This window comes from Streptomyces sp. NPDC087300 (assembly GCF_044744425.1).
Classification (GTDB): Bacteria; Actinomycetota; Actinomycetes; order Streptomycetales; family Streptomycetaceae; genus Streptomyces.
This window is the reverse complement of the sequence record NZ_JBIUYI010000013.1, coordinates 94,166-120,821: the sequence shown is the minus strand read 5'-3', so window position 1 is coordinate 120,821 and position 26,656 is coordinate 94,166. Positions and strand designations below refer to the sequence as shown.

The 26,656-nt window shown below is 71.2% G+C and carries 24 protein-coding genes and 1 pseudogene; 13 read left to right on the top strand and 12 right to left on the bottom strand.

Annotation, left to right across the window (positions count from 1 at the left end; translation table 11 throughout):
* Positions 1–22: 22 nt before the first annotated feature.
* Positions 23–436: a nuclear transport factor 2 family protein gene (locus tag ACIO9J_RS39245; protein ID WP_402009961.1), complete on the bottom strand. Its 414-nt coding sequence runs from the start codon at positions 434–436 to the stop codon at positions 23–25.
* A 141-nt stretch (positions 437–577) separates the two neighbouring features.
* Between ACIO9J_RS39245 and ACIO9J_RS39240 the strand changes: the two genes are divergently transcribed.
* A complete protein-coding gene (locus ACIO9J_RS39240; protein ID WP_402009960.1) occupies positions 578–1,477 on the top strand; it encodes a LysR substrate-binding domain-containing protein in 900 nt (299 codons plus the stop codon).
* A 70-nt stretch (positions 1,478–1,547) separates the two neighbouring features.
* On the opposite strand, the gene ACIO9J_RS39235 is transcribed toward ACIO9J_RS39240, so the two are convergent.
* Positions 1,548–1,700, bottom strand: a complete 153-nt coding sequence (locus ACIO9J_RS39235) for a hypothetical protein (protein WP_402009959.1) — start codon at positions 1,698–1,700, stop codon at positions 1,548–1,550.
* A 539-nt stretch (positions 1,701–2,239) separates the two neighbouring features.
* On the opposite strand from ACIO9J_RS39235, the gene ACIO9J_RS39230 reads away from it, so the two are divergent.
* Positions 2,240–2,377: a hypothetical protein gene (locus tag ACIO9J_RS39230; protein WP_402009957.1), complete on the top strand. Its 138-nt coding sequence runs from the start codon at positions 2,240–2,242 to the stop codon at positions 2,375–2,377.
* Here the strand turns inward: ACIO9J_RS39230 and ACIO9J_RS39225 are convergent.
* Both ACIO9J_RS39225 and ACIO9J_RS39220 read right to left on the bottom strand, forming a co-directional pair.
* Complete coding sequence (locus ACIO9J_RS39225; protein ID WP_402009955.1) at positions 2,367–3,563, bottom strand: FAD-dependent monooxygenase; 1,197 nt, start codon at positions 3,561–3,563, stop codon at positions 2,367–2,369. The two genes, ACIO9J_RS39230 and ACIO9J_RS39225, sit on opposite strands and share 11 nt — an antisense overlap.
* A 58-nt stretch (positions 3,564–3,621) precedes the next feature.
* Positions 3,622–5,112, bottom strand: a complete 1,491-nt coding sequence (locus tag ACIO9J_RS39220; protein ID WP_402009953.1) for an MFS transporter — start codon at positions 5,110–5,112, stop codon at positions 3,622–3,624.
* A gap of 92 nt (positions 5,113–5,204) precedes the next feature.
* On the opposite strand from ACIO9J_RS39220, the gene ACIO9J_RS39215 reads away from it, so the two are divergent.
* Complete coding sequence (locus ACIO9J_RS39215) at positions 5,205–5,771, top strand: TetR/AcrR family transcriptional regulator (protein ID WP_402009952.1); 567 nt, start codon at positions 5,205–5,207, stop codon at positions 5,769–5,771.
* Between the two features lie 59 nt (positions 5,772–5,830).
* Here ACIO9J_RS39215 and ACIO9J_RS39210 read toward each other — a convergent pair whose 3' ends face one another.
* Positions 5,831–6,637 (bottom strand): ATP nucleotide 3'-pyrophosphokinase, encoded by an 807-nt coding sequence (locus ACIO9J_RS39210; RefSeq protein WP_402009951.1) that lies wholly within the window; start codon positions 6,635–6,637, stop codon positions 5,831–5,833.
* A 184-nt stretch (positions 6,638–6,821) separates the two neighbouring features.
* On the opposite strand from ACIO9J_RS39210, the gene ACIO9J_RS39205 reads away from it, so the two are divergent.
* Both ACIO9J_RS39205 and ACIO9J_RS39200 read left to right on the top strand, forming a co-directional pair.
* Positions 6,822–8,702 carry an SMI1/KNR4 family protein gene (locus ACIO9J_RS39205; RefSeq protein ID WP_402009949.1) on the top strand — a complete coding sequence of 627 codons (1,881 nt, stop codon included), beginning with the start codon at positions 6,822–6,824 and terminating at the stop codon, positions 8,700–8,702.
* Between the two features lie 73 nt (positions 8,703–8,775).
* A pseudogene (locus tag ACIO9J_RS39200) lies at positions 8,776–9,299 on the top strand (AAA family ATPase).
* A gap of 81 nt (positions 9,300–9,380) precedes the next feature.
* Here ACIO9J_RS39200 and ACIO9J_RS39195 read toward each other — a convergent pair.
* The gene (locus ACIO9J_RS39195) at positions 9,381–10,364 is read right to left on the bottom strand and encodes an alpha/beta hydrolase (protein ID WP_402009947.1); all 984 of its coding nucleotides are present in this window, start codon (positions 10,362–10,364) and stop codon (positions 9,381–9,383) included.
* A 76-nt stretch (positions 10,365–10,440) separates the two neighbouring features.
* Positions 10,441–10,863 carry a cysteine/serine endopeptidase inhibitor gene (locus ACIO9J_RS39190; RefSeq protein WP_402009946.1) on the bottom strand — a complete coding sequence of 141 codons (423 nt, stop codon included), beginning with the start codon at positions 10,861–10,863 and terminating at the stop codon, positions 10,441–10,443.
* Between the two features lie 371 nt (positions 10,864–11,234).
* On the opposite strand from ACIO9J_RS39190, the gene ACIO9J_RS39185 reads away from it, so the two are divergent.
* A complete protein-coding gene (locus tag ACIO9J_RS39185) occupies positions 11,235–12,404 on the top strand; it encodes a S1 family peptidase (protein ID WP_402009944.1) in 1,170 nt (389 codons plus the stop codon).
* A 91-nt stretch (positions 12,405–12,495) separates the two neighbouring features.
* On the opposite strand, the gene ACIO9J_RS39180 is transcribed toward ACIO9J_RS39185, so the two are convergent.
* Positions 12,496–12,747 (bottom strand): DUF397 domain-containing protein, encoded by a 252-nt coding sequence (locus ACIO9J_RS39180; protein ID WP_402009943.1) that lies wholly within the window; start codon positions 12,745–12,747, stop codon positions 12,496–12,498.
* Complete coding sequence (locus tag ACIO9J_RS39175) at positions 12,744–13,529, bottom strand: Scr1 family TA system antitoxin-like transcriptional regulator (RefSeq protein ID WP_402009941.1); 786 nt, start codon at positions 13,527–13,529, stop codon at positions 12,744–12,746. The genes ACIO9J_RS39180 and ACIO9J_RS39175 overlap by 4 nt, the downstream gene beginning before the upstream one ends.
* A gap of 153 nt (positions 13,530–13,682) precedes the next feature.
* On the opposite strand from ACIO9J_RS39175, the gene ACIO9J_RS39170 reads away from it, so the two are divergent.
* A complete protein-coding gene (locus tag ACIO9J_RS39170) occupies positions 13,683–14,192 on the top strand; it encodes an ATP-binding protein (RefSeq protein ID WP_402009940.1) in 510 nt (169 codons plus the stop codon).
* Here the strand turns inward: ACIO9J_RS39170 and ACIO9J_RS39165 are convergent.
* Complete coding sequence (locus tag ACIO9J_RS39165; protein WP_402009938.1) at positions 14,106–14,504, bottom strand: VOC family protein; 399 nt, start codon at positions 14,502–14,504, stop codon at positions 14,106–14,108. The genes ACIO9J_RS39170 and ACIO9J_RS39165 overlap by 87 nt on opposite strands.
* Positions 14,505–14,616: 112 nt before the next feature.
* Here ACIO9J_RS39165 and ACIO9J_RS39160 point away from each other — a divergent pair, with 112 nt between their 5' ends.
* Together ACIO9J_RS39160 and ACIO9J_RS39155 are read left to right on the top strand one after the other, a co-directional pair.
* A complete protein-coding gene (locus ACIO9J_RS39160) occupies positions 14,617–15,600 on the top strand; it encodes a helix-turn-helix transcriptional regulator (protein WP_402009936.1) in 984 nt (327 codons plus the stop codon).
* A gap of 63 nt (positions 15,601–15,663) precedes the next feature.
* A complete protein-coding gene (locus ACIO9J_RS39155) occupies positions 15,664–16,125 on the top strand; it encodes a hypothetical protein (protein ID WP_402009934.1) in 462 nt (153 codons plus the stop codon).
* Positions 16,126–16,260: 135 nt separating this feature from the next.
* Here ACIO9J_RS39155 and ACIO9J_RS39150 read toward each other — a convergent pair whose 3' ends face one another.
* Positions 16,261–18,642 carry a hypothetical protein gene (locus tag ACIO9J_RS39150; RefSeq protein WP_402009933.1) on the bottom strand — a complete coding sequence of 794 codons (2,382 nt, stop codon included), beginning with the start codon at positions 18,640–18,642 and terminating at the stop codon, positions 16,261–16,263.
* Positions 18,643–18,907: 265 nt separating this feature from the next.
* A complete protein-coding gene (locus ACIO9J_RS39145) occupies positions 18,908–22,786 on the bottom strand; it encodes a GH92 family glycosyl hydrolase (protein WP_402009931.1) in 3,879 nt (1,292 codons plus the stop codon).
* 310 nt (positions 22,787–23,096) lie between these two features.
* On the opposite strand from ACIO9J_RS39145, the gene ACIO9J_RS39140 reads away from it, so the two are divergent.
* The 4 genes from ACIO9J_RS39140 to ACIO9J_RS39125 all read left to right on the top strand — a co-directional run bounded on the left by ACIO9J_RS39140 (position 23,097) and on the right by ACIO9J_RS39125 (position 26,634).
* Entirely contained in the window at positions 23,097–23,240 is a 144-nt protein-coding gene (locus tag ACIO9J_RS39140) for a hypothetical protein (RefSeq protein WP_402009930.1), read from the top strand.
* Positions 23,241–23,366: 126 nt separating this feature from the next.
* Positions 23,367–24,872, top strand: coding sequence for a nitroreductase family protein (locus ACIO9J_RS39135; RefSeq protein ID WP_402009928.1), 1,506 nt, complete (start codon positions 23,367–23,369; stop codon positions 24,870–24,872).
* A gap of 5 nt (positions 24,873–24,877) precedes the next feature.
* The gene (locus tag ACIO9J_RS39130) at positions 24,878–26,374 is read left to right on the top strand and encodes a class I adenylate-forming enzyme family protein (RefSeq protein WP_402009926.1); all 1,497 of its coding nucleotides are present in this window, start codon (positions 24,878–24,880) and stop codon (positions 26,372–26,374) included.
* Positions 26,371–26,634: a hypothetical protein gene (locus ACIO9J_RS39125; RefSeq protein WP_402009924.1), complete on the top strand. Its 264-nt coding sequence runs from the start codon at positions 26,371–26,373 to the stop codon at positions 26,632–26,634. The genes ACIO9J_RS39130 and ACIO9J_RS39125 overlap by 4 nt, the downstream gene beginning before the upstream one ends.
* The last annotated feature ends 22 nt before the right edge of the window (positions 26,635–26,656 follow it).

Genomic DNA, 26,656 nt, shown 5'->3' with positions numbered 1-26,656 from the left:
CTTCTGCTGGGTGACGTGGCGTTCAGGCGAAGACGACGGTCTTGGCGTGCAGGGTGTCCAGGTACTCGCGAACCGAGGCGATCCTGCCGTCGCGAACGGTGAAGACGGCGAGGCAGTGCTGGTCGTAGTGGCCGCCGGTCTTGGCCAGGGCCCGGGTGTTCCACTCGGCGAGCACCCGGTCGCCTTCGGCGATGAGACCCATGAAGCTGAACTCCATCGTCTCCGGCCGCAGTCGGGCGACCATCCGCGGCACGAACTCGTCGAGGATCTCCGCCGGCCCGGTCCACGTGCCCGACAGCGGCAGGTCGCCGGCGAGGGTCCAGGTCGACTCAGGGGTGAAGAAGCCGCGCAGGGCGTCGATGTCACCGGTCATCAGGGTGTCCATGTAGGCCTGGACGACGGCCTTGCTGGTGGCGGTGAGGTCCTGGACGCTCATGTTTCCTGCCTTCTTCGTGGGGTGCTTCCTCCGATGTCCTGAACGTATGGCCGCGGCGCTGACGAGGGGAAAGACCTGTCCTCGCTCACCTCAGAACGATCCGGCATAAGCGCTGTTCAGCGCCGCCGTAGGATGCGTCGCATGGCAGAACTTCGTCGTCTTCGGTACTTCCTTGCCGTGGCCGAGGAGCGGAACTTCACCCGCGCCGCCGCCCGGCTGCTGATAGCCCAGCCCGCTCTCAGCCGCCAGATACGCGAGCTGGAAAAGGACTTGGGCGTGAAGCTGCTGGAGCGCACCACGCAGTACGTCAAGCCGACCGAGGCCGGGCAGATGCTGATGGAGCGCGGCCAGGCGCTCGTCGGCGAGGCGGACCGGCTGTGGCGCGACATCCGCGGCTTCGCCGACGGCGCCCAGGGCGTCCTCACCCTCGGCTACAGCGCCAGCACCGGCTACGAGACCGCGCCCGCCCTGCTGGAGCGGCTGGCCGAGACCCACCCCGGCCTCACCGTGGACACCAAGTTGCTGTCCACCGCCGAGATCCTGGCCGCCGTCGCCGACGGCACCCTCGACGCGGGTCTGCTGCGCTGCCCGCCGCCCACCCCACAGCTGGTCCGCACCCTGGTACGCCTGGAGCCGCAAGGCGTCCTCATGCACGCCGGGCATCCGCTCGCCGCCGAGGGCGAGCTGCGGGCGTCCGCACTGGCCGGGGAGACGGTCCTGCTGCATCCCCGAGAGGCCAACCCCGGCCACTACGACGCGATCACCGCCATCTTCGCGCGTGCCGGCATCAGCCCCGATCTGCGCCCGCGTCGCCTCTTCGACATCGCGCACACACCGGTGTCCCAGGGCCAGGCCGTCACCGTCGTCGGCGCCTCCACCCTGCCGGGCCTCCCTGCGGGCCTCGTCTGGCGTCCCCTCGTCCCGGCCGAGACGATCGAGATCCATCTGCTCACCCGCGGCAACGCACCGCGCCCCGCCGTGTCCCACCTGCTGCGCGCGACCACGGCAGCGGCCCGCGAACAGGGCTGGCTACGCGCCTGAACCAGTGTCTACAGCGGGTCCGTCGATAGCTTGAAGGTGTCCGCCGAGTGGGGCTTGAGACACCAGTTGACTAGTGGCTGGTCCACCACGTCACGGCCGCGCCACCTGTAGTGGTGATGAGCCCGATCAGCCGTGCGGGGATGGGCTGGACCGTGATGTGCAGCCCACCGCACCGCAGTTCGAACTGCGGATGACCGCTGCGAGTCGTGTGGGGCGTCGTCATGGTGCGTGTCCCTCTCTGATCAGGCGGCATCGGGGCCGTACGCATCCATGACTCCCGTCGCGCGCCGTTGCGCGACGTAACCCTGGAACCGCCGACCCCCTAGCCGTCATGGCGCGCACCTGTTCAACACCGTCTGCGGTTTTTGGCACTCTGGTCGGCGCGCCGTAGAAGGCAGGTCACCGGCGGTGTGCCGCAGGGCAGTTCACCGGCGGTGTGCCTCGGGGCAGGCGCCGCCGGTGTGCAGGTAGTAGCGCTGGAGGCGAGACCCCGCGCGCCGTCGCGCCGGCCGAGGCGCCGCGCCGTCCCCACGTCAGGGGGACGTAGACGTGCATGGCGCGGACGCGCTGCCCAGTCGCGAGCGTGAGGCGCAGTAGCAGCGAGGCACCCGCGAGGCGCCGGCGCAGAGCGGGGCCACGGCATACGGGGGGCAGCGCGTCCGGCGCCGGGAAGATGTCGCGACGGTCCACCGTTGTCACGCGACATGACACTCTCTGGCCAACCCCTACCGCTCCGCGGAGATCCGGGGCACCGCCGAGCTGTTGCCCGACCCCGACAAGGCGCTGCCGAAGCGGCTTTCGCAGCGCTATCCGGGGGAGGATCCGCCGGACGAGAAGGCGTCGGAGGTCCGTCTGGTCGTCCGGGTCGCCCCGGAGCGGGTCAACGGCTTCACCGTGTAGGGGCGGGCAGGGTCAGCGCCGTGTGGGCGGGGCGGCCCGTGCGCGGGGGTGAGGCGATGAGGGTGCGGAGTCTGGTGTTGCGTCGTTCGAGGGCCTCCGCGGTGGTCGGGAAGAGGGCCGCGTCGCCCTTGCCGACCTGGGCCTGGTTCAGTTCGACGAAGCCTCGGGTGTCGCTCTCGTAGGCGGCGAAGGCCGTGGCGTGGTCGCGGTGGGCCGCGAGCGAGCGGGCGAGCATGTAGGCGCCGACGAGGGCGAGGCTTGACCCCTGCCCGGTCAGGAACGACGGGGCGTGGGCGGCGTCGCCCGCGAGCGCGACCCGGCCGCTGGACCAGCGCGGCAGGTGGATCTGGCTCACCGTGTCGAAGAACGGGTCGGCCGCGCCGCGCATCGCGGCGACCATGGCGGGGATCTCCCAGCCGTCGTCGGCGAACGTGGCGGCCACCAGGTCGCGTTGGGCCTCGGGGTCGCGTAGGAGTTCGCAAGTCGGTTCGGGGCGGGCGAAGTTGAGGAACGCGTACAGCTCCGGGCTGTCGCCCACCGCGTAGAGCGCGGCGGCTCTTCCCGGGGTGTTCCAGATGAGTACTTCGTGGGAGAGGCCCAGGGTGTTGGGCATGGTGAAGATGGTGAAGCAGTAGCCGAGATAGCGGTGGAAGCGCCGCTCGGGACCGAGGACGAGCCCCCGGGTGTGCGAGTGCAGCCCGTCCGCGCCGAGCACCACGTCGAAGGTGCGCCGGGTGCCGCCGCGGAAGGTGACGTCGACACCGTGCTCGTGGTCGGTGAGCGTGTCGATGGAGTCGTCGAACAGGAACTCCACGTCGTCCCGGACGGCCCCGTGGAGGATGTCCGCAAGCACCCCGCGGGGCACCTCGACGTCGTGTCCCTCGGCCCCGCCCGCCATCACGTGCGGAGGGAGCACCGCCGTCGTACCGCCGTCGGCGTCCAGGAAGGTGAGGCGGCGCGAGTCGATGTGCGCCTCCCGCAGGCGCGGCAGGATGCCCATCCGGCGGACCACCTCGACCGCCGTGCCGCGTATGTCGATCGGGTATCCGCCGCCGCGCGGGGCGGGGGACTTCTCCACCACCGTCACCGCGAAGCCGTAGCGCCGCAGCCAGAAGGCGAGGGCAGGGCCCGCGATGCTCGCGCCGGAGATCAGCGCCGTTCGCTGCGTCGTACTTCTCATGTCCATGTGTCGTCAGCTCCCAAGTCCGTTGTGAGGTAGGTGATATGAGGCGTTCGGTGAACCGTCACGCTCTGTCGCGCTGGAGGCCGGGCGACGGCGCCTCGTGTCGCGGTCCCGGCGGGGCGGGGTCGCCGCCGGAGCGGGTCGTCCGTACGAGGACGACGGCCAGCGTCAGGGCGATCGCGAACGCGCCGGAGGCGATGCCGATGTAACTGAACACGCCCGTGGCCGAGTTGGCGGTGTCGCCGTCGACGACCACGCTGGTCGACTTCAGTACGGCCGCGCCCACGAAGTCCAGGACCACGGAGCCGATCGAGACCATCACCATGACCAGGCTGGACACGATGCCCTGCCGTTCGGGGGAGGCCAGGCTCCCCGCCATGTTGAAGCCGGACGTGCCGAGCGCGCCCACGGTGACGCCGAGGAGAAAGCCGCAGCAGAGCGCGGCGGGCAGTTGGGAGGCCCCGAGGAACATCCCGAGAGTCACCACCGTGCCGAGCGTGACGGCCCCGGCCAGCGTGCGGGCCGGTCCGATGCGCGCGGCGAGCCAGCCGGACGCCGGTCCGCCGAGCGTGACGCCGAGTCCGGGCGCCGCGAGGAGCAGGGCCACCGACCCCTGGTCGGCGAGGCCGTACCCGAGGTCGTCGCCCGCCGAGACGTCACCGATGAGCGGGATGAGCTGGAGCATGCTCTGGTACGAACCGGCGGCGAGGAAGACGACGAGCAGCGTGAGCAGCAGTGGCCTGCCGATGTCCCGTATGTCGATCAGCGGTTCGGGCTTCCGGCTCGACACCAGGAACCACCTGGCCAGTGCCGCGCCGCCGACGACGAGGAGGGCCAGCGGACCGGCGGCGACCCAGCCGAGGTCCGACGCCAGGCTCACGTAGCCGAGCACCCCGCCGAGGCCCACGCCGAGCAGCACGGCGCCGCTGACGTCGATCCTGCCCGGCGTCCTGACCGGCGACTCGGGGATGAAGCGGCGCACGCAGAGCGCCATCACGGCCGCGACGAAGGCCGACAGGAGGAAGAGGATCTGGAAGCCGAACTGCGTGGCCAGCTTCTCGATGACGAAGCGCGACGCGATGTTGAGCACGGCGGATCCCGAGGTCACGATGCCCACGACGATCATCCCGATCCGCGGCGCGCAGGCACCGCGCACGATGGCCACGGAGAGGAACACGGCGGCCAGCGACGCTCCTTGGAGCATGCGCCCCGGCACGAACAGCCAGAGGCTCGGCGCCACCGCGCATAACAGGGCGCCCGCGCAGCTGAGGAGCAGCGTCGCCACGAGCACCCGGCGCTTCCCGTAGATGTCCGCGCTCCTGCCGAGCAGGGGCGCCCACATCACTCCGGCGAGCATCGCGGTGGCGTTGAGCCACGCGGTCTGGTGGGTGCCGAAGTGGTCGAGCATCTCGGGGAGTACGACCAGCGGCGCGGTGATGGCCGAGTCGACCACGAAGTTCACCAGGGCCAGGACGGCCACCAGGCCGATGAGCCGCCCGCTCCATCTTGAGTGCGGTCCGATGTCCGTGCTTCCGATCCCGCTCTGCCGCATGGGAACTCCTTGACTCGTAGGAAACGGATTGGTTTCTTATTCGTCAGAGTAAGCTGTGCCGATAAGAAACGTCAAAGGTTCTTAGGAGTGTTGTGGAGCGACGGCGCGGCGAAGCGCTCGAGGCGGCCATCCTCGAAGCGGCCTGGGACGAGTTGAGCGAGCGGGGCTACGCGAACCTGACCGTCGACTCCGTCGCCCGGCGGGCGGGCACCAGCAAGCCGGTGCTCTACCGGCGCTGGGCGGACAAGCAGAAGCTGGTCGAGGCGGCGGTCGTGCGCCGCAACGTCATCCAGCAGATCCCCCCGGCCGACACCGGGTCCCTGCGTGGCGACCTGATCGCCACGCTCGGTGAACTGGGCGAGCGGCGCGGGCCGTTCCTCGCCCAGCTCAGCCTGCTGCTCGCGGGCTACTTCGCCGAGACCGACTCCAGCTACGCGGAGCTGCGCGAGATGATCCTCGCCGGACGCCGCTCGGGACGCGACGAGATCATGGACCGCGCCATCGCCCGCGGCGAGATCGACCCGGCCAGGCTCACGCCCCGGATCGCCTCGCTCCCGTTCGACCTGCTGCGGGGCGAGGCGATGATGACGATGCGGCCGGTCCCGCCCGAGGTGATCGAGGAGATCGTCGACACGATCTTCCTGCCGCTGGTCCGCTAGCCGGGGCCGCTGGTCCGCCGGCGGGTCCTGTGCGCGTTACGCGGCGTCTCCGGTGCGCGTTACGCGGCGTCCTGGAGTGCGCCGTCGCCCGCTTCCGGGGCCCCGGCGGGCGGGGCGAGCCCGGCGGCGCCTTCAGGGACGGGCACCGAGGCGAAGATCTCCTGCTGCTCCCGCTGGAGTTCCGCCTTGCGCCGCGCGGTGGTGGTCGGCAGGCGCAGCTCCTCGTACAGCTTGTGGGTCACTTCCTGGGCGTGCTTGCTCGACGGCGTGTGGAACTGCACCTCGTACTTCTGCCCGAGACGCGGCTCGCGCCAGCCCGTGTTGAGCCCCTTGTAACCGAGCTCGCGGCCCCAGGTGTTGGTCCACTTCGTGTTCGCGTTGCCCCACAGGGCCAGCGTGTCGGAGGCGATGGTGACGCCCCTGGTGTAGTCGCCGTCGGGCCACTGGAAGGTGTAGCGGACCGCGTCGTTGAGGTGGGCGAGGGCGTCCTCGACGCGCTGTTGCGGGTGCTCCTTGAGGTCCGTCGCGACCTTCCGCTTGAGCGAGTCGGGGGACTTCAGGCGATGGTCGAAGGCGACCAGTTCGGCGTCGCTGATCCTGGCCGCGGCCCGCACCTGGGGGCTGATGGTCCGCTCCGCCCGGCGGGCCCGGACGAGATAGGCGTCCACCTTCTTGTTGTCGGCCGCGTTCAGGTGGAGCCCGTCACCGGTCCAGTCGCCCGGCTCGTCCGCACGCGTGGGGGTGGCGGCGGCGTGCGTGCTCGGCTTCTCGACGGCGTACGAGGCGATCCCGCTCGGGAGGACGACTGCGGCGAGGGCGGCGGCCAGTACGGCGGCGCCACGGCCCGTTCGGAACTGCGGGGTCATGTGCGGGAGGTGTCCCTTCTCGGGGTGCGCCGGCACCGATGCGGCGCGACGGCGCAGGTGGGGCATGTCGCCGGTACAACGGCGACGGAGAAGGGGAGGTGCGGGTGGCGCTGGTGCGGGTGGTGCACCCGGCCGGGGCGGAGTTCATGATCGTTTGTCAGTGGTGGGTGCCACGATGGGGAGCATGGACAACGTGGCGTGGGGGCCGTTCCTCAAGCGGTGGAGCGAGGAGTGGGTGGAGGCGGGGACCGCCGAGGGGTTCGCCGAGGCGGACGAGGAGTCCGTGCGGGAGCGCTGGCTCGGCTTCGGCCCGGCGGACCCCGCGCGCCTCGCGGATCTGGAGGGGCGGCTTGCGGAGTGGGGGATAGCGGCGCCGCTGCCGCCGTCCCTGCGCGCCTTCCTGCGGACGACGGACGGCTGGCGCCACGCGGGCGGGTTCGTCCAGCTCCTGGCCGGCGCGGCGGGCATCGAGCCGTACGGAGACCCGTTCGACCTGCGGGACGTGTACGAGGAGGAGTTGACGGAGGACTCGGCCGCCGAGGAAGTGCTGCTGGCCGGGATGTGGGGACGGGCGCTCCAGCTGTCGCTCGACTCGGACATGACCGATGTGCTGCTCGACCCGGGCGACGTGGCCGCCGACGGGGAGTGGGCGGTGTACGTGTACCACGGGTGGGGCGGCCAGGAACCGACGCGGTACGCCTCGTTCCGGGCGTTCATGGAGGGCATGTACGAGGAGTTCTACAGCCTGGGCGGCGACCGCCCCGGGTTCGTGAACGCGGTGACGCGTGACCTCGACGCCCGGGTGGAGCGGGCCAGGATCGCCTGCCTGCGCGGGGAGTTGGAGCACGCGCTCGACGTCTTCGCCGAGGCCTGGCGGTTCGGCAGGCCGCGCGCCCGGCTGCTCGCCTCGCAGTTGAGCGTGCTGCTCGACGGCGGGCAGGGCTGGGTGCCGGTCGACCCGGACATGAGCGATCCGCTGTACGCCGCCGAGGTGCTGCCCCTGAAGGTGCGCGGACAGGTGAACCGGCCCGAGGACGCCGGGGCCCCGTCGGGGGGCTCCGGCGCGGGCGAAGGCTCGACGGACAGGGAGCGCGCCGAGGCCGTAGTGCGGGAGATCAGAGCGGCGACGTACGAGTACGCGGCGCCCGGCGCCTTCGGGCGGGCCGTCGAGGAGGCCAGGGGGCTGGCGCGCTGGGGTGACACGGAGGGTGCCTGGCGGGTCGTCGCGGCGGCGGTCCCGCGCTGGGAGCCCTACCGGGACGACCACGTGGCGCCATTCGGCCTGCTCGGGGATCCACTGCTCGGGCCGCTCGTCACGCCGGAGCGGGCGCGGCGGTTGCTGACCAAGCCCCGGGCCGGACACGCCCCGCCGGAGACCGGCCCCGCCCCCGCCCCCGCCCGCCGGCCGGGGCGCGACGGGCTCGGATGGCTGGCCGACGAGCACCCCCGGGGCGCGGTCCGGCGCGGCATGTACCGGTTCGTGCTGGTGGAGGGCGTAGGTCCCGAGGAGCTCGCGGAGCGGTTCGGCGTGGAGCCGCTGGGTCCGGTGGCGGGCGAGCGGGACCTCCACCACCTCCAGGCCGCCCAGCGACGCGGACAGCGCCCCCTCCCGATGGCCAGGATCGGCACCGGGGGAGAGGGCTGGAGCTTCGCCTTCGAGTCCGGCCGCTACGCCCGCTACGACCCGGACCGCCTGACCCACCCGGGCACCGCCCTGTCGCACGGCACGCGCGCCCTCACCGTCTGGTGGGAGCCGGGCCTCTTCCACTTCGCCTGCGCCGAGGACGGCGAGCAGCGGGGCGCCTTCACGGTCCACGGGCCACGGCGCGACCGCTCGGGCACCCTGCCCGCCGCCCTCTCGCCCGACCTCCTCTTCCCCGATCCCGCGGGACCCGCCGCCGACCGCGCGGACGAGGCCCGCGCGCTGCACGCGACGGCGGAGACGTTCGGCGTCTCCCTGCCCAGGTTCGCCCTGGACGACGGCAGATTGCCGACCGTCCTGACCCGGCCGTGGATCAGGCCGCCGGGGCCGGGGGAGGCGTACGCGACGATGGGGTGGGGCTGACGGGGTGGAGCCAGGGCCTGTCCGGCGGACAAAGCGGTGGTCGTCCGCCCGGCTGCCCTGACACGATCCGGGTGTGACCACGTTGTTCCTGATGGTCGGCCTGCCAGGGGCCGGAAAGACCACGAAGGCCCGGCAGCTCGCCGAGCGGCACGGCGCGCTGCGCCTGACCCCCGACGACTGGATGATTCCCCTGTTCGGCGAGGCGGAGGCGGACGGGAAGCGCGACGTGCTGGAGGGGCGCATGCTCTGGCTCGCCTGGCGGCGGTCAGGTTGGGCACCAACGTGGTGGTGGACTACGGCTGTTGGTCCCGGGACGAGCGGTCCGCGATCCGCTGGCCGGCGGAGGCCGAGGGCGCGTGCTGCCGCATGGTCTACCTGCCGGTGAGCGACGAGGCCCAACGCGCCCGCGTCGCCCGTCGCCGGGCGACCGTCCCTGAGGAGACGTTCCCGATGACCGAGGCCGACATCCTGCACGGGCGAGCGCACTTCGAGGAGCCCGACGCGGCGGAGCTGCGCGGCCACGGTGTCGCCGGCCCGCCCCCCGGCTACGCGGACTGGCGGGAGTGGGCCGCCCACCGGTGGCCGTCGTTCGCGTGACCGTTCCGGCCTGACGCGGTGCGACTCGGCTCTGGGGCTGTGGCGGCCCCGGCCCCAGCCGCAGCGGCAGCCGCTGGCCCCCTACCCCGCGAGCCCGTCCAGGGCGTTCACCACCGGGGTGGGATCCAGCGGGCCGATGTGTGACGCCTCGGGGAAATCGTGGACGCGGAAGCGGTTGCCGGGTGTGGACGCGTCGGCTTCCGCGATCATCCTGTCCTGGAGCGCGGTGGCGATCGTACGGTCCTTGCCGAAACGCAGGTACGTGCGGGGAACGCGGCCCCAGTTGCCGGCCCGGCCCACCGCTCGGCCCGCATAGGCGGCGACGGGCTCGTCGGTCTGCATGTCGGACAGGACCCGGCGGAAGTCGGCGTCGGGGTAGTCCGCGCAGATCATCTCCTTCAGGAGGGCCAACTCGCCCCTGACACCCGTACGGAAGTTCAGCCGCAGCACCCCGAGCCGGTCCGGGTCACCCACCGTCAGCTCCACCGGGCTGACGGCGTTCGCGTTCTCGGGTGCCGCCGTGCAGGCGTCCGCCGTGGGCAGGGCGCGGCTGGGACAGAAGGCCGCCATGTAGCAGATGTGGTGCAGCAGGTGCGGGACGGCTTCGGCGACACGGCTCACCGATACGCCGCCCAGGCTGTGCCCGACCAGCGCCACGGGGCCGTTCCGTGCGGCCCGCCGCACGATGCCCGTGACGCGCGCCTCGTAGTCGTCGAGGTCGAGGCCCTTCAGCGGGGAGGGTTCGACCGCCATCGCCTTGAGGTCCTGCCGCTGGTACGCCTCCGCCACGAAGGCCTCCGCGCCGTGCCCCGGCTGGTCCACCGTGACGACGCGGTGGCCGCGCAGCGCGAGTTCCCGTGCGATCGGCGTCCAGAAGGCGCCCGCGCTGTGGGTGCCGTGCACCAGTACGTACGTTCCGAGGCGGTGACGCGGGGCCGCCGCGGCCTGCGAGGTGCCGAGACCGGTGGCCAGCGCCGCGCCTCCCACCGCGAGTCCCAGCCCGCGCAGAGCCGTCCGCCGGGTGGCACCTGTTCGCTCTTCGTTCGTGTCATTCGTCATGAACACAACGCTATGAACGGCCAGTTCGGCCTGCCAGCGGTCCAGCACCCCGACAGGGGTGCACCCAGAACCACCCCGTGCGTCAGCGGACGAACTTCCACGTGATGCCGTTCACCACGCCCACGTCCAGCGGCGCCAGCTTCTGGAACGCGGTCTGGCTGAGGTCGATGTGGGTCGCCGCGCAGGACGGGCACTTGTCCCTGACCGGGACCGTGATGGTCCTGCCGTTGTAGCTGACCTGCACCGAAATGCCCTGGCAGAGCGGGTCGTTGTTCGGGTTGGGCGTGGTCCACCAGGATGCGGGGACCGCCACCAGGTCCTGCGTCGACGCGTCGATGGGGGTGCCGCAGGCCCCGTAGCCCTTGTCGTTGTAGTACGTCATCTTGCCGGTCATCGGCTGCCCGATCGGTATGTCGGCGTGGGCCGTCCCGGTCGCCACGGCGATGCCGACCAGCGCGGCGGCGCCGACCGTGGCCACGCGTCTCAGGCGGGTTCCGTTGCGCATGAGGGTTCCTCCCCTTGGGGGCTGTGATCGGCGGCTGTGAGAGCGTTCTCAGACGCGCCCGAGCGTGGCTCCGTACGGTGGTGGCCGCAATCAGGACCGAAGGGACATGCGCGTCAACTGGCCTGAAAGGCAAGGGGAGTTGAAGGCCTCGGCGCGAGTGTTCCGCCGGAGGCCGCCGCGCCGGAGCGGTGCCGGACGCCCCCGCCGGCACCCGGTCCACCGGTCCCGCAGGAACGGCCGAGATGTGCCGCCGAGCGTCCGGACTACCTCTCACGGTCCCACCGTGCTCTCCCGCACCATCGGTCGAGAGCGCTCTCAGAACTCAACTCCGCTCCACCACCCCACCGTTGGAACGACGAGAGGTCCCCCCTGTGAGACGCAAGACCACGACACGCCTCGGCCTGTCCGCCTTCCTCCTGACAGCCACCTGCGCGGCCACCGGACTCGCCCCCTCCGCGGCCGCCGACGCGGGCACCGGTTCCGGCGCGACGCCGAAGGCGGTCGCATCGCCCGGCCTCCTCGACGCCATGCGGCGCGACCTCGGCCTGACGCCCGCCGAGGCCCGCGAGCGGCTCGCCGACGAGCGCCAGGCCGTCAAGACCGAGCGTGCCGCGCGGAAGGCGGCGGGCGCGGCGTACGGCGGTTCCTGGTTCGACGCCAAGAGCGGCAGGCTCACCGTCGCGCTGACCGAGCGGCGGGCCGCGGCCGAGGTGCGTGAGGCCGGTGCCGACGTACGCATGGTGGAGCACTCCGCCGCGCGCCTCGACGCGGCGAAGAAGCGGATCGACAAGCTCAAGGCGCCCGATTCCGTGGCCAGTTGGCGGGTCGACGCCAAGGCCAACCGGCTCGTCGTCGACGTCGTCGAGGGCCACCGTGCCGACAACGATGTCACCACCTTCCTGCGCAAGGCCCGCGCCACCGCGGCCACCCCGGTGCAGGTCGGCACGGTCCCCCAGGGGCCGACCACCTTCGCCGCCGGAACCGTCGGCGGCGACCCGTACTACACCGGCAACGTCCGCTGCTCCATCGGTTTCTCGGTGCACGGCGGCTTCGTCACCGCCGGGCACTGCGGCAAGGCCGGCGCGGGCGTGCGCGGTTGGGACAACTCCACCATCGGTACGTTCCAGGGCTCTTCGTTCCCCGACAACGACTACGCGTGGGTGTCCGTCGGCAACGGCTGGTGGACCGTACCGGTCGTGCTGGGCTGGGGCGCGATCCCCGACCGCCTCGTCAAGGGCTCGACGGAGATGCCGGTCGGCACCTCGATCTGCCGCTCCGGTTCCACCACCAAGTGGCACTGCGGCAATCTCCTCGCCAAGAACGAGACCGTCAACTACTCCGACGGCACGATCGTCCACCAGCTCACCAAGACCAGCGTCTGCGCCGAAGGCGGTGACTCCGGCGGCTCGTTCATCAGCGGCGACCAGGCCCAGGGCGTGACGTCCGGCGGCTGGGGCAATTGCAGCAGCGGTGGCGAGACGTGGTTCCAGCCGGTGAACGAGATCCTTCAGCGGTACGGGCTCACGCTGCACACCGCCTGACCTCACCCGTTTCGCCCGAACCGCTCGCTCCCGCCCGGCTCAAGTCCCGGGTGGGGGTGGGCGGTTCTCGTGTGTGGACCCCAACTGCCCTCTAGGTGCGGGTCCGGGGGAGCGTCAGGAAGGCGGTCCAGGCGTCCGGGGCGACCGAGAAGTGCGGGCCTTCCGGGTTCTTGGAGTCGCGGATGTGTACGGCGGTGGGGTGGGCGGCGAATTCCAGGCACTGACCGCCCTCGCCGCTGCTGTAGCTCGACTTGCGCCAGGCGCAGGCGACTTCGAGGCAGGCGCCGCCTTCGCTTCCGCTGTAGCTGGACTTGAACCACTCAAGCGCGGTGCTGCCGCTCATTGCTCTCCTAGCAGACGGTCCAACAGGCCCATAGTGTCTTCGGGGTTGAGGGCCTGCGTTCGCAGCATCGCATATTTCTGGGTGAGGATCGCTACCTCGTCTGGATCAGCAATGAGTTTGCTTCCGCGCTGAGTCTCCGTATAGGCGAGCCGCTGGTGCTCAGGGGTCTCCAGCAGGACGAACGGGCCTTCGAGGCCAGCGTGTGCCGTGCGTCCAAGTGGCAGGATCTGCAAGGTCAGGCCCGGCAGTTCGGCGTACTCGCGTAGGTGGCGGAGCTGTTCGAGGTAGACGTCCTCGCCGCCGAGCCGGTCTTGCAGCGCCGCTTCCCAGATCACGAAGCTGGTGATTGGCGGGACCTTGCGGTGAAGAATCGCCTGCCGCTCGATGCGCGTCGCCACGAACTGCTCGATCTCGTCCGCGTCGTGAAGCGGAATTCGGCTGCGAAAGACGGCGCGCGCGTACCCCTCGGTCTGCAACTGTCCGGGCACGAGCAGACTCTCGTACACGGAGATCGCAATCGCCTCCCGCTCACACTCCAGATACTCCTCCGCCCACCGCGGAACCAGATCCACCTCCGGCATGTGCTCGACGGCCGTCTGCAACGTCTTGTGCGTGCCGAGGAGATCGTCCAGCTGCTGTGCGAGGTCCATCTTCAGCGGCCGCCGCCCCTGCTCGACGGAGGCGATCAGTTCCTCGCCGATGACGAACTTCTCGGCCAGCGACTTCTGTGTGTGACCCGCCGCCTCGCGGTGGACGGCGAGCAGCGCGCCCACCATCCTCATCGCCGAGGCGTTCCTCCGTGGCCGTCGCTTTGGGTTGCTCATGCGGTCCAACTCCCCACCAGAAGCCGTGTATTCACGCCGAGAACCCGTACAAGACGCCCGTACGACTTCACGTACTGCTTCATGATGGCCACGCACTGTGACCCTCGTCACGTGAATGACGAAACTCCACTCCCGTCCCGACGGGACCCACGTGAACGCTTCTACCGGCGCGAACGCCAGTCCGTGCCGAAGGCCCGCGCCTTCGCGCGTGCCGCGCTGAACTGCTGGGGGATCAGCGCTCGCTCGGACGACATCGTGCTCTGCGTAAGCGAGTTGGCGACGAACGCGCTGCTGCACGGTGTCCCGTCCGGGCGGGGCTTCCGGCTGTTCCTGAGTCGCGCAGGCGATGTACTCCGCATCGAGATGCATGACAGCGGCGACGGCTGGCCCGTGCTCGGCCCGGTGGTCGGCGAGGACGCCGAGGCCGAGTCGGGGCGCGGGCTGCTGCTCGTCGCGGCGCTCGCCGACAAGTGGGGCGTCGCGGAACGCGACCCCGGCAAGATCGTCTGGTGCGAGTTCGGCCCCGGCCGGGTGTCAGCGGGCGAGCCTGGCGGCCGCGGCCGCGGTGACCGGGGCGAAGAAGTTGACGAGGTTGCCGTCGGGGTCGCGGAAGAGCAGTGAGCGGTTGCCCCAGGGCATGGTGGTGGGCTCGGTGACGAACTCGGGGACCAGGCCGGTCAGGTTCGCGTGCACGCGGTCCACGTCGTCGACGCGGAACTCGATGATCACGCTGTGGTTGTCGGCCGGGCGCGCCGAGTCCGGGGCGAAGAGCGGGACGGTGCGGGTGCTCGCGAGGGCGAGGGTGGCGCCAGGGGTGCGGAGTTCGGCGAAGTCCTCGGTGGCCCACGTCGCCGGGACCCCGGTGGCCTTCTCGTAGAACTCGACGAGGCGCGCGACGTCGCCGGTGATGATCCGGACGGAGGTGAAGTCCATGGTGCTCTCCCTGTAGCTCACGGCCCCGCGGATGCGGCGCCGTCCTGGCACCTCGCACGCTAGAACATATAGTGGACAGATTCCGTCCACTATTGGCGAGAGGGTGCGGACCATGCCCGGAACCACCGGCCGCGTGCTCACCCTCCTGGAGCTGCTCCAGTCGGGCGGCACCCGGACCATCACCGAACTCGCCGAGCGGCTCGGCGTCGACGGGCGCACGGTGCGGCGGTACGTGGATCAGCTGATCGACCTCGACGTGCCCGTCGAGGCGGTGCGCGGCCGGTACGGCGGCTACCGCCTCGCTCCGGGACACCGCCTGCCGCCGCTCATGCTCGGCGAGGACGAGGCGCTCGCCGTGTTGCTCGGCCTGGTCGCCGGGCGGCGGTCGGGGCTGATGACGACGACGGCCACGGCGGGCGAGACGGCGGCGGCCAAGATCCGGCGGGTGCTGCCGCAGCGGCTCGGGCGGCGGCTCGACGCGCTCCTGGAGTCCCTCGCCTTCACCGAGCCGGCCGGTGAGCCCGCGGTCCCCGACGCCACGGTGCTGCTCACGGTCGCCGACGCGGTACGCCACCGTCGGCCGGTCTCGATCGGGTACACCGACCGCGAGGGGCGGCGTAGTGTCCGCACCCTGCACCCCTACGGGGTCGTGTCGCACGCGGGCCGCTGGTACGTCACGGGCGCCGACCCCGGGATCGGCGAGGACCGCACGTTCCGCCTCGACCGCGTCACGGACGCCAGGGCGCTGCCCGGCACGTTCGAGGAGCCCGACGGGCCGGACCCGGTGCGGCGGGTCCTGTCCGGGTTCGCCACGGCGGCGTACCGGTACGAGGTGACCCTGCGGATCCACGGAACGGTGGACCAGATCCGGGCGCGGCTCCCGGCGAGCGTCGCGGAACTCGCACCCGCCGAGGGCGCGGAGCCCGGGGCGGAGTGCTGGCGCGTCGTCGGACTCCGCTCCGAGCGGCTCGACTGGATTCCCCCGACGCTCGCCTCCCTCGACCGCCCCTTCACCGTCGAAGGGCCCGACGAACTCCGCGACCTGGTCGTCGAGTTCGCCGACCGGTTCGCGGCACGGGCCCGTCAACTGCCCTGACGGCACGGGGCCGTCCGCGCCGAGTACGAGACGTGGCCGTGGCGGAGAGGAGACGATGGTGGCATGGCGCAACCGGGCAGCAGGCGGAGATGGGCATGGGTCGGCGTGACGGTCGGTGGTCTCGTGACCGTGGGGCTGATCGTGCTGGTGGTGGCGGCCGACCTGGACACGGCCGGGCAGGTGGCGGGGATCGTGGGCACGGTGGTGGGGGTGGCCGGCCTCGGCGTCTCGCTCTACGCGCTCAACTCCCAGCCCACACCGTCCCCTTCGCCTTCGTCGGTGGGCGGGGTCGTCGCCGGGGGAGCGCGGTCGGCCGCGGTGGGCGGGAGTGTCTCCGGGGCGGTCGTCACGGGCGACGGGGCGCGGACGGGCGCGACGCCCACGCCGGGACCGCCGTCATCCGCGGCGCCGAGCGCACCGCCGGAGGGTGGGGTACGGGCTTCGGGGGAGCGGTCGGTGGCGGTGGGCGGCGACGTGTCCGGGCAGGTGTCGACCGGTGACGGCGCCCCAAGTGCGGGCGTCTGACGCCGCGTTGGTGGTGTGACCGTACAAGGCGTCCGCCGCGGAGAGTGGGAAGCCGCGCATGCGCGCGCGTGGGGCGGGGTGGTTCTCCCGCCGGTCACGGCATCGGCATGCGCGGCTCCCCTTCGGGCAGGGGACTCAGGACTCCGTCACCGTGTACGTGCCGGAACCCGCCTTGTTGATGAGGACCACTCCGTAACAGCCTCCCTGTGACGTGAACGTGAAGGACTCGGCCTGTCCGGGACCGTTGCCGAACGAAGAGGCGCTCGCGGCGTAGCGGCCGCGGACCGCCGTCTTGGCGTCGGCCGGGTCGGAGTCCATCAGGAACAGTTCCGCGTCCTGGCCCGGGTCGGACGGGGTGGCCGTGATGGTGACCTCCTTGCCCGCGGCGGGGCAGGTGTCCCAGACCGACGCCACGTCGTCCGCGCCGTTCATCGCCTTGGTGTCGGAGCCGATGAGCAGCTTGCCGCTGTCGGCGAGCTGGATGCGGTACTCGCCGGTGCCCGTGCCGCCGAGCGGCCGCTTGACGACGGGGTAGTAGTCGCCGGGGCCGCGCGCGTTGGAGTCGACGGCGATGAAGTCGACCGTGTCACCCGTGGCGAGGCTGACGTCGAGCCGCTGCGTGAGTGCCTGGTCGTCGTAGAGGTCGAGGTCGTAGTCGACGCCCGACGGGGGCCGCAGCGCCACGACCGACCAGAAGCGGAAGGTGGTGTCGTAGCGGTAGTTGTGCTGCGGATCGGGCGTGGGCAGCGTCTTGGAGCGCCCGTCGGCGAGTTGGTTGCGGAAGCCGTAGTCGATGCCGTTCTGGTAGAGCGCGCCGCCGGGGCCCGAGCCCACGTCGTGGCCCTCCTGGCCGCGCTGGGTCCAGAACTCCTCGAAGGTGGTGGACCTGCGGTCGAGCAGGGTGTCCCAGATGGCGCCCTGCGCGGGCTCCTGCCAGTCGTCCCAGTAGCGCTCGCCCGCGGGGTCGTACAGGTCCCACAGGGAGCCGGTGACCCGGCCCTCGGTGTCGTCACCGCTGTCGTACGACGAGGTGTCCTCGACGCGCCAGCCGCGGTAGTCGTCCACGTTGAAGATCGCCATCGGGTAGAAGTTGGCGAAGCCCTCGACCCAGGCGCACCCCTTCGAACTGCGCTTGTTCATCGCGTGCGGGCTACAGCCCGGCGTCTCGGGCTTGTCGTCCTCGTAGGCGTCCGCCATCACGGCGTGGCCGTACTCGTGCACGGTGTCGGTGCGGTCGTCGGGAGTCCCGTTCTCCAGCCGGACGGTCTTGTCGCCCCACTCGTAACGGCTGTTGTCGCCGTCGTCGGCGTCCGGATAGATGATCTCCATCCGGCGGCAGTCGCCGGTGTCGCGCGCGTCCCAGCACTCGCCGGGCGTCCAGGTCTTGGCCTGGTTCGCCAGGTCGAACGCGTGGAAGACCCGGTTCATCGTCTGGTCGCCGGGGGCGATGCGGCCGAGGTTCACCGTCCGTCCGTCGCCGATGTCGTCGTGCCGGCCGGAGCGGAACTCGTACACCTCACGGCCGTACCAGTGGTCCTCGACGATCCGCCACAGACCGCTCTCGGTGCGGACCTTGACGTAGACGTCCTGGCCGCCGGAGGCGTCGTCGTTGTCGAAGCACATCCGGAAGCCGCCGCTGCCGTCGGTCAGCGCCGAGTCGAGCAGGTCGTCGGCGCCGAAGCTGTCGTAGTCCCAGGCCTCGACCTGGATGTTCGGCGAGGGGTGCGCGCCGCCGGGCTCCGAGTAGCCGACCGTCCCCGTGACACAGGAGAGCGCCCGCGCCGAGGGCTCGGTGGACGCGGCGTCGTCGCTGTGCGGCTTCGGCAGCTTCGTGTTGCCCCGCACCGTCTCGAACGGGCGCTCCGGCTCGGCGGGGGTGAGCTTCACGTCGGCGGGCAGCTCGCGCAGCGCGGTGGAGTTGCGGCGCTGGTCGAAGCCCACGTACGACTCGGCGGGCGTGGCGCCGACCGTGAGCAGTTCCATGTGCTCGTCGCGGTCGGTGGGCTCGGCCGAGGGCCCGTCCACGCGGGCGCGCACGGAGGTGGCGGCGGCCTTGACGCCCTTGACCCGGAACGAGAAGCGGGCGGTCGCGCCCGCCTTGAGGTCGATGGCGCGCTGCGCGCGGTGCACCGCGCCGCCGTCCTCGGGCAGCAGCTGCCCGAGGTCCTTGAGCTGCCATCCGGCGGGCGCGGACGCCCAGTCGACGGCGGCGGGCAGGTCCGCCTGGACGCGGGCCCCCGCGAGGTCGACGCGGGTCTCGACGGTGACGTCGACGCGGGCCTGCCGTCCCACCGAGGGGGCCCGGTCGAGGTGCGTGGTCACGCGCACACAGCTCGACCAGCCGTCGGGGACCGTACAGGTGCGGTCCGGCGCCTTCGCGGGCGCGGCGGACGCGGGGCCGAGGACGGTGAGCGGGGCGCCGATGGCGAGGGCGCCGATGACGGCGACGGCCCTGGAGCGGGCGCCCGGTTTTCTTCCGCGGCGTCCTGACGGGGGTCTGGCCGATCTTCGTAACACGGCTGGGTCTCCTGTCGGTCGGTGAAGGCGTGACGTGATGGCGTGATCATGACAAAAGGTGCGCTACGAGGTGAGTGTCCAGCCGTGGGGGGAGTGGGGACAGGGGGGTTCCGGCCATCGGCTCGATCTGAGGCCCCGGGCACCGGATCCGTGGCCGCGGGCACCGGATCCATGGCCCCGGGCATGGGAAAGGGCGGGAGTGAACGTGCCACTCCCGCCCTCACATCACCCGGTTCACCCGGTCAACCCGCCGGGACGGGACGGCTCAGCTCAGGAGTTCCACCTCCGCGAGCGTCCCCTTCCCGTCCGGCACGAGCCGGTAGTGCGCGTACGTGCCCGGCTCGGCCACCGTGAAGGCCCGGGTCTGCTTGTCCCAGGCGAAGGACTCACCGGAGCGCTTGTCCAGGTCCTTCCACTTCCCGCCGTCCTTCGAGCCCTGGAGCACCCAGCCGCGCGGCGCCTTCGCCTTGTCGGTGGACGACGTCAGCGTGTACTGCACCGCCTTCGTCCCCTTGCCGACCGGCAGCTCGATCGCCGAGTCCGACGTGGCGTCCGTGGCCGAGGAGTCGTCGAAGAGCGCGCCCTCGCCCTTGAGGGCGTCCTTCCTCGGCGACGGCACCTTGTCGTCCTTGGTGACCGACGTCGGCTGGGCGTTCTTGCCCGTGCCCCACGCCGACGGCTTCGGGCCCATGTCGAACTCCAGGACACCGCCGCGCGCGATCATCTCGTGCGGCAGCGCGGTCGACTTCCACGCCTTGCCGTTGACCTTGAGGCCCTGCACGTAGATGTTCTTCGCGCTGTTCTTCGGCGCCTTGACGACGAGGTCGCGGCCGTTGTCCAGGTGCACGGTCATCTTGGTGAACTGCGGCGAGCCGATGGCGTATTCGCCGCTGCCCATCACCAGCGGGTAGAAGCCGAGCGAGGAGAAGAGGTACCAGCCGGACTGCTCGCCGTTGTCCTCGTCGCCGTGGTAGCCCTGGCCGATCTCGCTGCCGGTGTAGAGCCGCGAGAGGACCTCGCGGACCTTCTCCTGCGTCTTGGCCGGCTGTCCCGCCGCGTCGTACATGTACGCGGCGTGGTGGGCGACCTGGTTGGAGTGGCCGTACATGCCCATGCGGACGTCGCGGGCCTCCGTCATCTCGTGGATGACGCCTCCGTAGGAGCCCGCGAACTCGGCGGAGCCGGTCTCGGGGGTCGCGAAGTACGTGTCGAGCTTGTCGCCGAGGCCCTTGCGGCCGCCGTACAGATTGGCGAGGCCGCGCGAGTCCTGCGGGGCGGTGAAGGCGTAGCCCCAGGCGTTGGTCTCCGTGTAGTCATGACCCCACACGCGCGGGTCGAACTTGTCCGAAGGCACCCGCCAGCCGCCCTTGGCGTCCTTGCCCTGGAAGAAGCCGGGGTCGGTGCCCGCGCCCGCGGCCTTGCCGTCGAAGAGATTCACGTAGTCCTGGGCGCGGTTGAGGAAGTACGCCGACTCCTCCTTGAAGCGCTTCTTGCCCGTCTTCTTGTAGAGCGCCTCACCCATGCGGGCGATGCCGTAGTCGTTGAGGTAGCCCTCCAACGCCCAGGACAGGCCCTCGTGGGTCTCGCTGGGCGTGTAGCCGAGGAACGGCGACCGCTCCATGCCCTTGCGGCCGACGCCCGAATTCGACGGCACCACCGTGGCGTTCTTCACCGCCGCGTCGTACGCGGCCTCGGCGTCGAACTTCACGCCCTTGACGTACGCGTCGGCGAACGCGACGTCCGAGGAGGTGCCGGTCATCAGGTCCGCGTAGCCGGGCGACGACCAGCGCGAGGTCCAGCCGCCGTCCTTGTACTGCTGCACGAAGCCGTCGACCAGCTCGCCCGCCTTCTTCGGGGTGAGCAGGGAGTACGCGGGCCAGGTCGTGCGGTACGTGTCCCAGAAGCCGTTGTTGACGTACGGCTTGCCCTCGACGATCTTCGCGCCGGTGTGGGTCGGGGTGTCGGGCCCGGTCTGGGGCGAGAACGGGGAAGCGTACTTGAACGTGGACTTGCCGCCGCCTCCCGAACGCACCTTCTCGAAGCCCGAGTTGGGGTACAGGTACAGGCGGTACAGGGAGGAGTAGAGGGAGGTGCGCTGACCCTCGCTCGCGCCCTCCACCTCCACCTTGCCGAGGATGTCGTCCCACTGCCCCTGCGCGCGGTTCTTCACGCGGTCGAAGGAGGTGCCGGACGGGATCTCCTGGGCGAGGTTGTCCTTCGCCTGGTCCAGGCTGATCAGGGAGGTGGCTATGCGCAGGTTGACCGTGCGGTCCTTGCCCGCGTCGAAGCGCAGATAGCCGGTGACGTCGCCGCCACCGCCGCCCTCCAGCTTGCCGCCCGCCGTGACGTCGTCGTCGAAGACGCCGTACACGAACATGCGCGTCGCGCCCGTCGACAGACCGGACTTGACGTCGGAGTAGCCGGACACGACCCCGTTCTCCTTGTCGAGGGTCAGGCCGCCCTTCTCCGAGACGTTGTCGAAGATCACGCTCGCGTCGTCACCGGGGAAGGTGAACTTCATCATCGCGGCGTGGTCGGTCGGCGCCATCTCGGTCTTCAGACCGTTCTCGAACGTCACGCCGTAGTAGTGCGGGCGCGCCGTCTCCTTCTCGTGCTTGAACGCCAGCGCCCGCTTGGTGCGCGACGCGCTCGGGGTGTCCTTGTCGACCGACGGCATCATCTGGAACGTCTGCCGGTCACCCATCCAGGGACTCGGCTCGTGGCTCGCGCTGAACGCCTGGATCGTCGGCAGGTTGTCGTCGTTGTTGCCGCGGGCGTAGTCGTAGAGCCAGCTCAGGGAGCCCGCGTTGGTCACCGGGGTCCAGAAGTTGAAGCCGTGCGGGACCGCGGTGGCGGGGAAGGTGTTGCCGCGCGAGAAGCCGCCGCTGGAGTTGGTGCCGCGGGTCGTGTCGGCGTAGTCGGAGGGGTGCGCCTTCGGCTTCGCGGGCGCCTTCTCCTTCAGCGACACGTCGTCCAGCCAGCCGCGGAACTTCGCCGGGCCCTTCGGGGCGTCGTACGCGAGCAGGATCCGGTCGACCGTCTTGCCGCCCGCGACCTGCCCGATGCGCGCCTCGATGTTGTTCCACTGGTTGACGTAGAGCGCCTTGGACGCGCCCTGGCCCTGCGGAGTCAGCGGGAAGCCGTGCTGGTCCACGGCCTTGAGGTCGCTCAGATACGTGCCGTCGGTGAAGGCGAGGTCCACGGAGACGTTGGTCGCGGCGTAGTCGAGGTCGCCCTCGGCCATGGAGGGGAACACGCGATACCCGAGCTCGGTGTTCCCGCGCACCTTCACGTTCACATCGAAGACCTTGTTGTACGAGTAGCCGCGCCCGTCCGCCTTGTGGCTGCCCGCGTAGCGCAGCGCGTGCGTGCCGGTGAACCCGGCGCGGGACTTGGCGGTCGGGGAGCCGCTCGGGCCCCGGTCCACCAGGCTCAGCATGTCCTCGGGGGCGGGGGCCTGCGTGCCGCCCACCGACAGCTGGACGTCGGCGAGTTGGAGGGCGTCGTCGGCGCCGTTGTTCGCGGTGACGTCGAGGCGGTAGTGGGCGTATTTCTCCGCGTTCTCGAAGTCGTACTTCTTCGTCTTGTGCCGGCCGTCGAACGTCTCGCCCTTGCGCTCGTCGAGGACCTTCCAGTCCTTGCCGTCGGCGGAACCCTTCAGGGTCCAGTCCTTCGGGTCGCGCTCGGCGTGGTCGTTGGCCGAGGTCAGCGCGTACGTCACGACCTTGGCGGGCTCGTCCAGGTCGAACTCGGCCCAGCCGTCCTTCGCGAACGTCAGCCACTTGCTGGTGGCCTCACCGTCGACGAGGTTCGCGGCGACCTCGCCGGAGCCGGTGTTCTCGCCGCTGGCCCGGACCTCGGTGACGTGGTCGTTCACACTCCCGGGCAGCCCCGAGCTGAACTCGCCGTTCACGCCCGATGCCTTCTTCTTCCCGTCGGACCCCGTCTCGACGGTGTTCAGCCAGTCCGGCTGGGCCTGCCCCTCCTCGAAGGACGAGGCGAACCCCCGGTCGGCGCGCGCCGGTTGCTCGGGCCCGGCGACGGCGGCCCCCTGCGCCGCCACGACGAGCGCGAGCCCCAGCGCGCCGACGCCCGCGGCTGAACGGTGGTGTCTGTATCGGGGTCTACGTGCCCTGTGCGGCATCCCGAGCCCTCCCCTTGCAAGTTGGACAACGTTGTCACGAGCAGTGCGCAAGGTCTAGTAGGGAGTCAAGTTGCGCGCGTGTCAAGGGTGTTGTGAGGGGCCGCGGACGGTGGCCTGATATGGCCATGTCCGCACTCGGCCGTTGCGGAAACTTCTCCTGGCCGAATAGGGCTGCAAAGATCGTCGCCGTTGTGGACCGAAGTCCGGCGCGACAGCGGCCGATTCTCTTCGTGTGTCCTTTCTACGTGCATCAATTGTTCGGTGGGGGAGCAGTAGAACTGTGAACGGAACACTTCGCACAAAGCAGAAAATGACCGGATTCTCTTTGGCCGTACTCCTCGGGCTGCTGGTCGCCGGGCCCGTGGCGAAGGCCGAAACCGATACGCCGAAGGCGGAGACCCGGTCCGTCCAAGTGGCCGCCGACGGGCCGGAGAAGGACCTGATCTGGGGTTGAGACGTCCGCTCCCTGACGTATGCCGAGGTGTCGTCTCCCCGGCTGCTCACGGAATCGATGTCATTCGACTGTGTCTTTCGGCTGTGTCTTTCAACGGGAGAGGATCGGCGGTTGAAGTCCGTGGAAATGCTTCTGGCAGAAGGCGGCGACAGAACCTGGGAGGCCACGCGCCCCGGCCCCGCGGAGGGCCCGTCCGCGGCCGCCTTCTGGGACCGCATGATGCTGACCGCCCCGGCCCGCCGCGCGCCGTCCCCGCGCGCGGCCCCCGCGGGGCTCGGGCCCGCGCTGCGGCTCCTGGAGGCGGCCTGGCACGGCGGCCGGGCCGGGATGCCCGCCGCGCCCTCCGCGGGCGCGCTGCATCCGTACGAATGCCTGGTCGTCACGGGCACGGGCACCGGCGCCGCGGTGTTCGCCGCCGACCCGGTGCGCAGGACGTGTGCCCTGCTCACCGAGGGGCCCGAGACCGGACGGGCCCTGGACGAGAGCGGTCTTGCGGTTCCCGAAGGCGGCGCGCTGCTGCTCGTGGTGGCCCGCCCGTGGCTGTCCATCCGCAAGTACGGCGACCGCGGCTACCTCTACACCCAGCTCGACGCCGCCCACTTCGCGGTCCATCTGCTCGGCCTCGCGGCGGACGCCGACGAGCGGGCCGCGCTGCGCACCCGGCTCGACACGGGACCGCTCGCCGCGCTCCTCGGTCTCGACCGCCACTGCCGCTTCATCCACTCGGTGCTCACCGTCGGGGCGGGCAGGGGCGGGCGCGGCCCCGACGCCGGTCACGGCACCGGAACCGGCCCCGACACCGGTCGGGACGGCTGGTCGCAGACCCGCGGGGGCGCCGCCTTCGCCCCGGTGTCCTGGCTGGAGCAGGCATGTTGGGGGCTGATCGGACCCTTCCGGGAGCGCGGTCGGCCCGCCGACTCGGAGGTCGTCCCCGAACCGCTGGTCAGCAGGGCCTCGGAGCTGCTCGGTGGCCGCCCCTTCGCCTCCGGAGAGAGCAGGACGGGGCTCGCGGCCCGGCGCAGGTCCGCGAAGACGTTCACCAAGGGGGCCGTGTCCCGGCACGACCTCGGGGTGGTGCTTTCGGCGATGCGGGCCGAGCTGCGCACCGACCTGCCGGGCGGTGACCCGGTCCGGGCCACGCTGGTGGCCAGGGACGTCACGGGCCTCGGCGTCGGCAGCATCGGTCTGACCGGCGCCGGCGCCGGCACCGGCACCGGCGCGGCCGGCCCCGGTCTCGCGCCGACGGCGGTCACCGACGAGGAACTCGTCGAGATCTGCATGGGCCAGGACCACCTGCGGCACGCGGCGGGTTTCGTGCTGCTGCACGCGCGGCGCCAGGAGCTCCTGAGGGACGGGCCGAGCGGCATCGACCGGGTGCTGTTCCGGGCCGGGGCACTGGGCCACCTGCTCTATCTGGGCGCCGCCGAGGCCGAGTTGTCGATTACCGCCATCGGCGGCTTCGACTCCGCACGATGGCGGGCCGTGGCCGATCTCGCCGCGGACGAAGAAGTCCTCTACGTCCTCGTGATCGGCACGTCGGCGCCGGATTCCGATGTTTCCGGTGTTCCCGGTGTTTCCGGTGCCATGAAACTCGACCGCCTGCATGTTGCCTACGCGCAGAATGAGAGGTGACGACCGTGCTTGCCGATCTCTTCACCGAAGCGCTGCGTGAGCACAAGGGGCGCGTAGCCCTGACGGACTCCTTCGCCACGGTGACGTACGAAGCCCTCGACGGCCGTTCCCGCGTGGCGGAGAAGGCGCTGTTTCCGCACGGCGCGCCGCGCGAAGGAACGCGGGTGGGAATCAAGGCGGCCAACTCCGTCGGATATGTGACGGCGTATGTCGCGCTGTTGCGCAGCGGATGTGTTCCCTTTCTGATCGACGCGTCCCTGGGCGCCACGGAACTCGGCATGATCGTCGAGGACTGCGGGCTCGATCTCCTGCTGCACGACGACGTGCCGGGCCCGCCGGAGCTGCCCGGGGCCGACACCGAGGCCGTGGGCGCCGTCGAAGGGCTGCGCCTGACCCGGGTGCGGGGCGGGGGGCCGCGCCCCGAGCTGCTGCCCGACACCGAGGTGTGCCGGTTCACCTCCGGTTCGACCGGCAGGCCGAGCTGCATCGAATTCTCGGCGCGGGCCGTCGAACGGGCCGCGCGCAACTGGACCGAGGGCACCGGCCTGACGCGGTCGGACGGCATCGCGTGCTTCGCCGCGCTCTCCAACGGCCTCGCCTTCAACACCTCGCTCCTGTCCGCCTTCCTCGTCGGCGCGCGGCTGCACCTGAGCCAGGGGCTGCCCACCGCGGGACGCGTCACGCGGCTCCTGGAGAAGACCGGGGCGAGCAGGCTCGTGGGCTTCCCCGCCCTGTACGAGTCCGTGGTGCGGCGCGGGAGCGGCGACCCGGGCACGGCGGCGGCCGTCCGCCGGCTGAACCTCGCGATCTCCTCGGCCGCCCCGCTGCGGCCCGAGGTCAGGGCCCGCTTCACCGAACTGACCGGCGTGCCGGTCAGTGACTACTACGGCACGGCGGAGACGGGACCGCTCACCTTCGCAGCGGGGACGGGACCGCTCACCTTCGCAGCGGGGACAGGCGCGGGCGGGAGCACCGGGCTCGGCGTCCCGCTGCCCGGAGTGACGCTGCGCGCCGGGGAGAGCGCGGAGCGGCCCGTCGCGATCACGGTGCGCAGCGAGTCGATGGGCTCCCGGTACCTCAACGCACCCGGCGTCTTCGAGTCCCGGCTCGACGAGGCGGGCTTCTACCGCACCGGGGACACCGGCTACCTCGGGGCCGACGGCCTCGTGCTGACCGGCCGCACCAACCGGATGATCAATGTCGCGGGACGCAAGATCGACCCGGTCGAGGTCGGCGCCGTGCTGCGCGAAGTCCCCGGTGTGCGCGACGCCGTGGTGCTCGAAGCCGCGGACCGGCGCGGCGACCCCGTGGTGGCCGCGGTCTACGTGGGCGACACCGGGGTGACGGACGCCGTGCTGCGCGGGCACGTGGCCGCGCGCCTCGCCCCCTACAAGGCCCCCGCCCTGCTGCGCTCGGTGCCCCGGATCCCCTGCGGATCGACCGGAAAGCCGTCCTTGACCGCACTACGCCGACTCTTCGAGAACCCGGAGGACCCTCAGTGACCACCAGCACCGACCTGCGCGGTCAGCTCATGCGCCTCGTCATCGACTCGGGGGACGGTGAGCTCAGCCTCGCCGACCTGGAGAAGGCCGAGTACTCGCTGACCGCCCTCAACTATTCGTCCCTGTCCTACATGCGTCTGATCGACGCCATCGAGAACGACCTGGGCGTCTATCTCGACCCCGAGGCCGACACCGAACGCTTCTCGTCCGTCGACGGCATCCTCGGGCTGATCGCGGAGAGCTCGGAACCGGGCGCGTGAGCGGGGACCCCGGCGGCGCGTC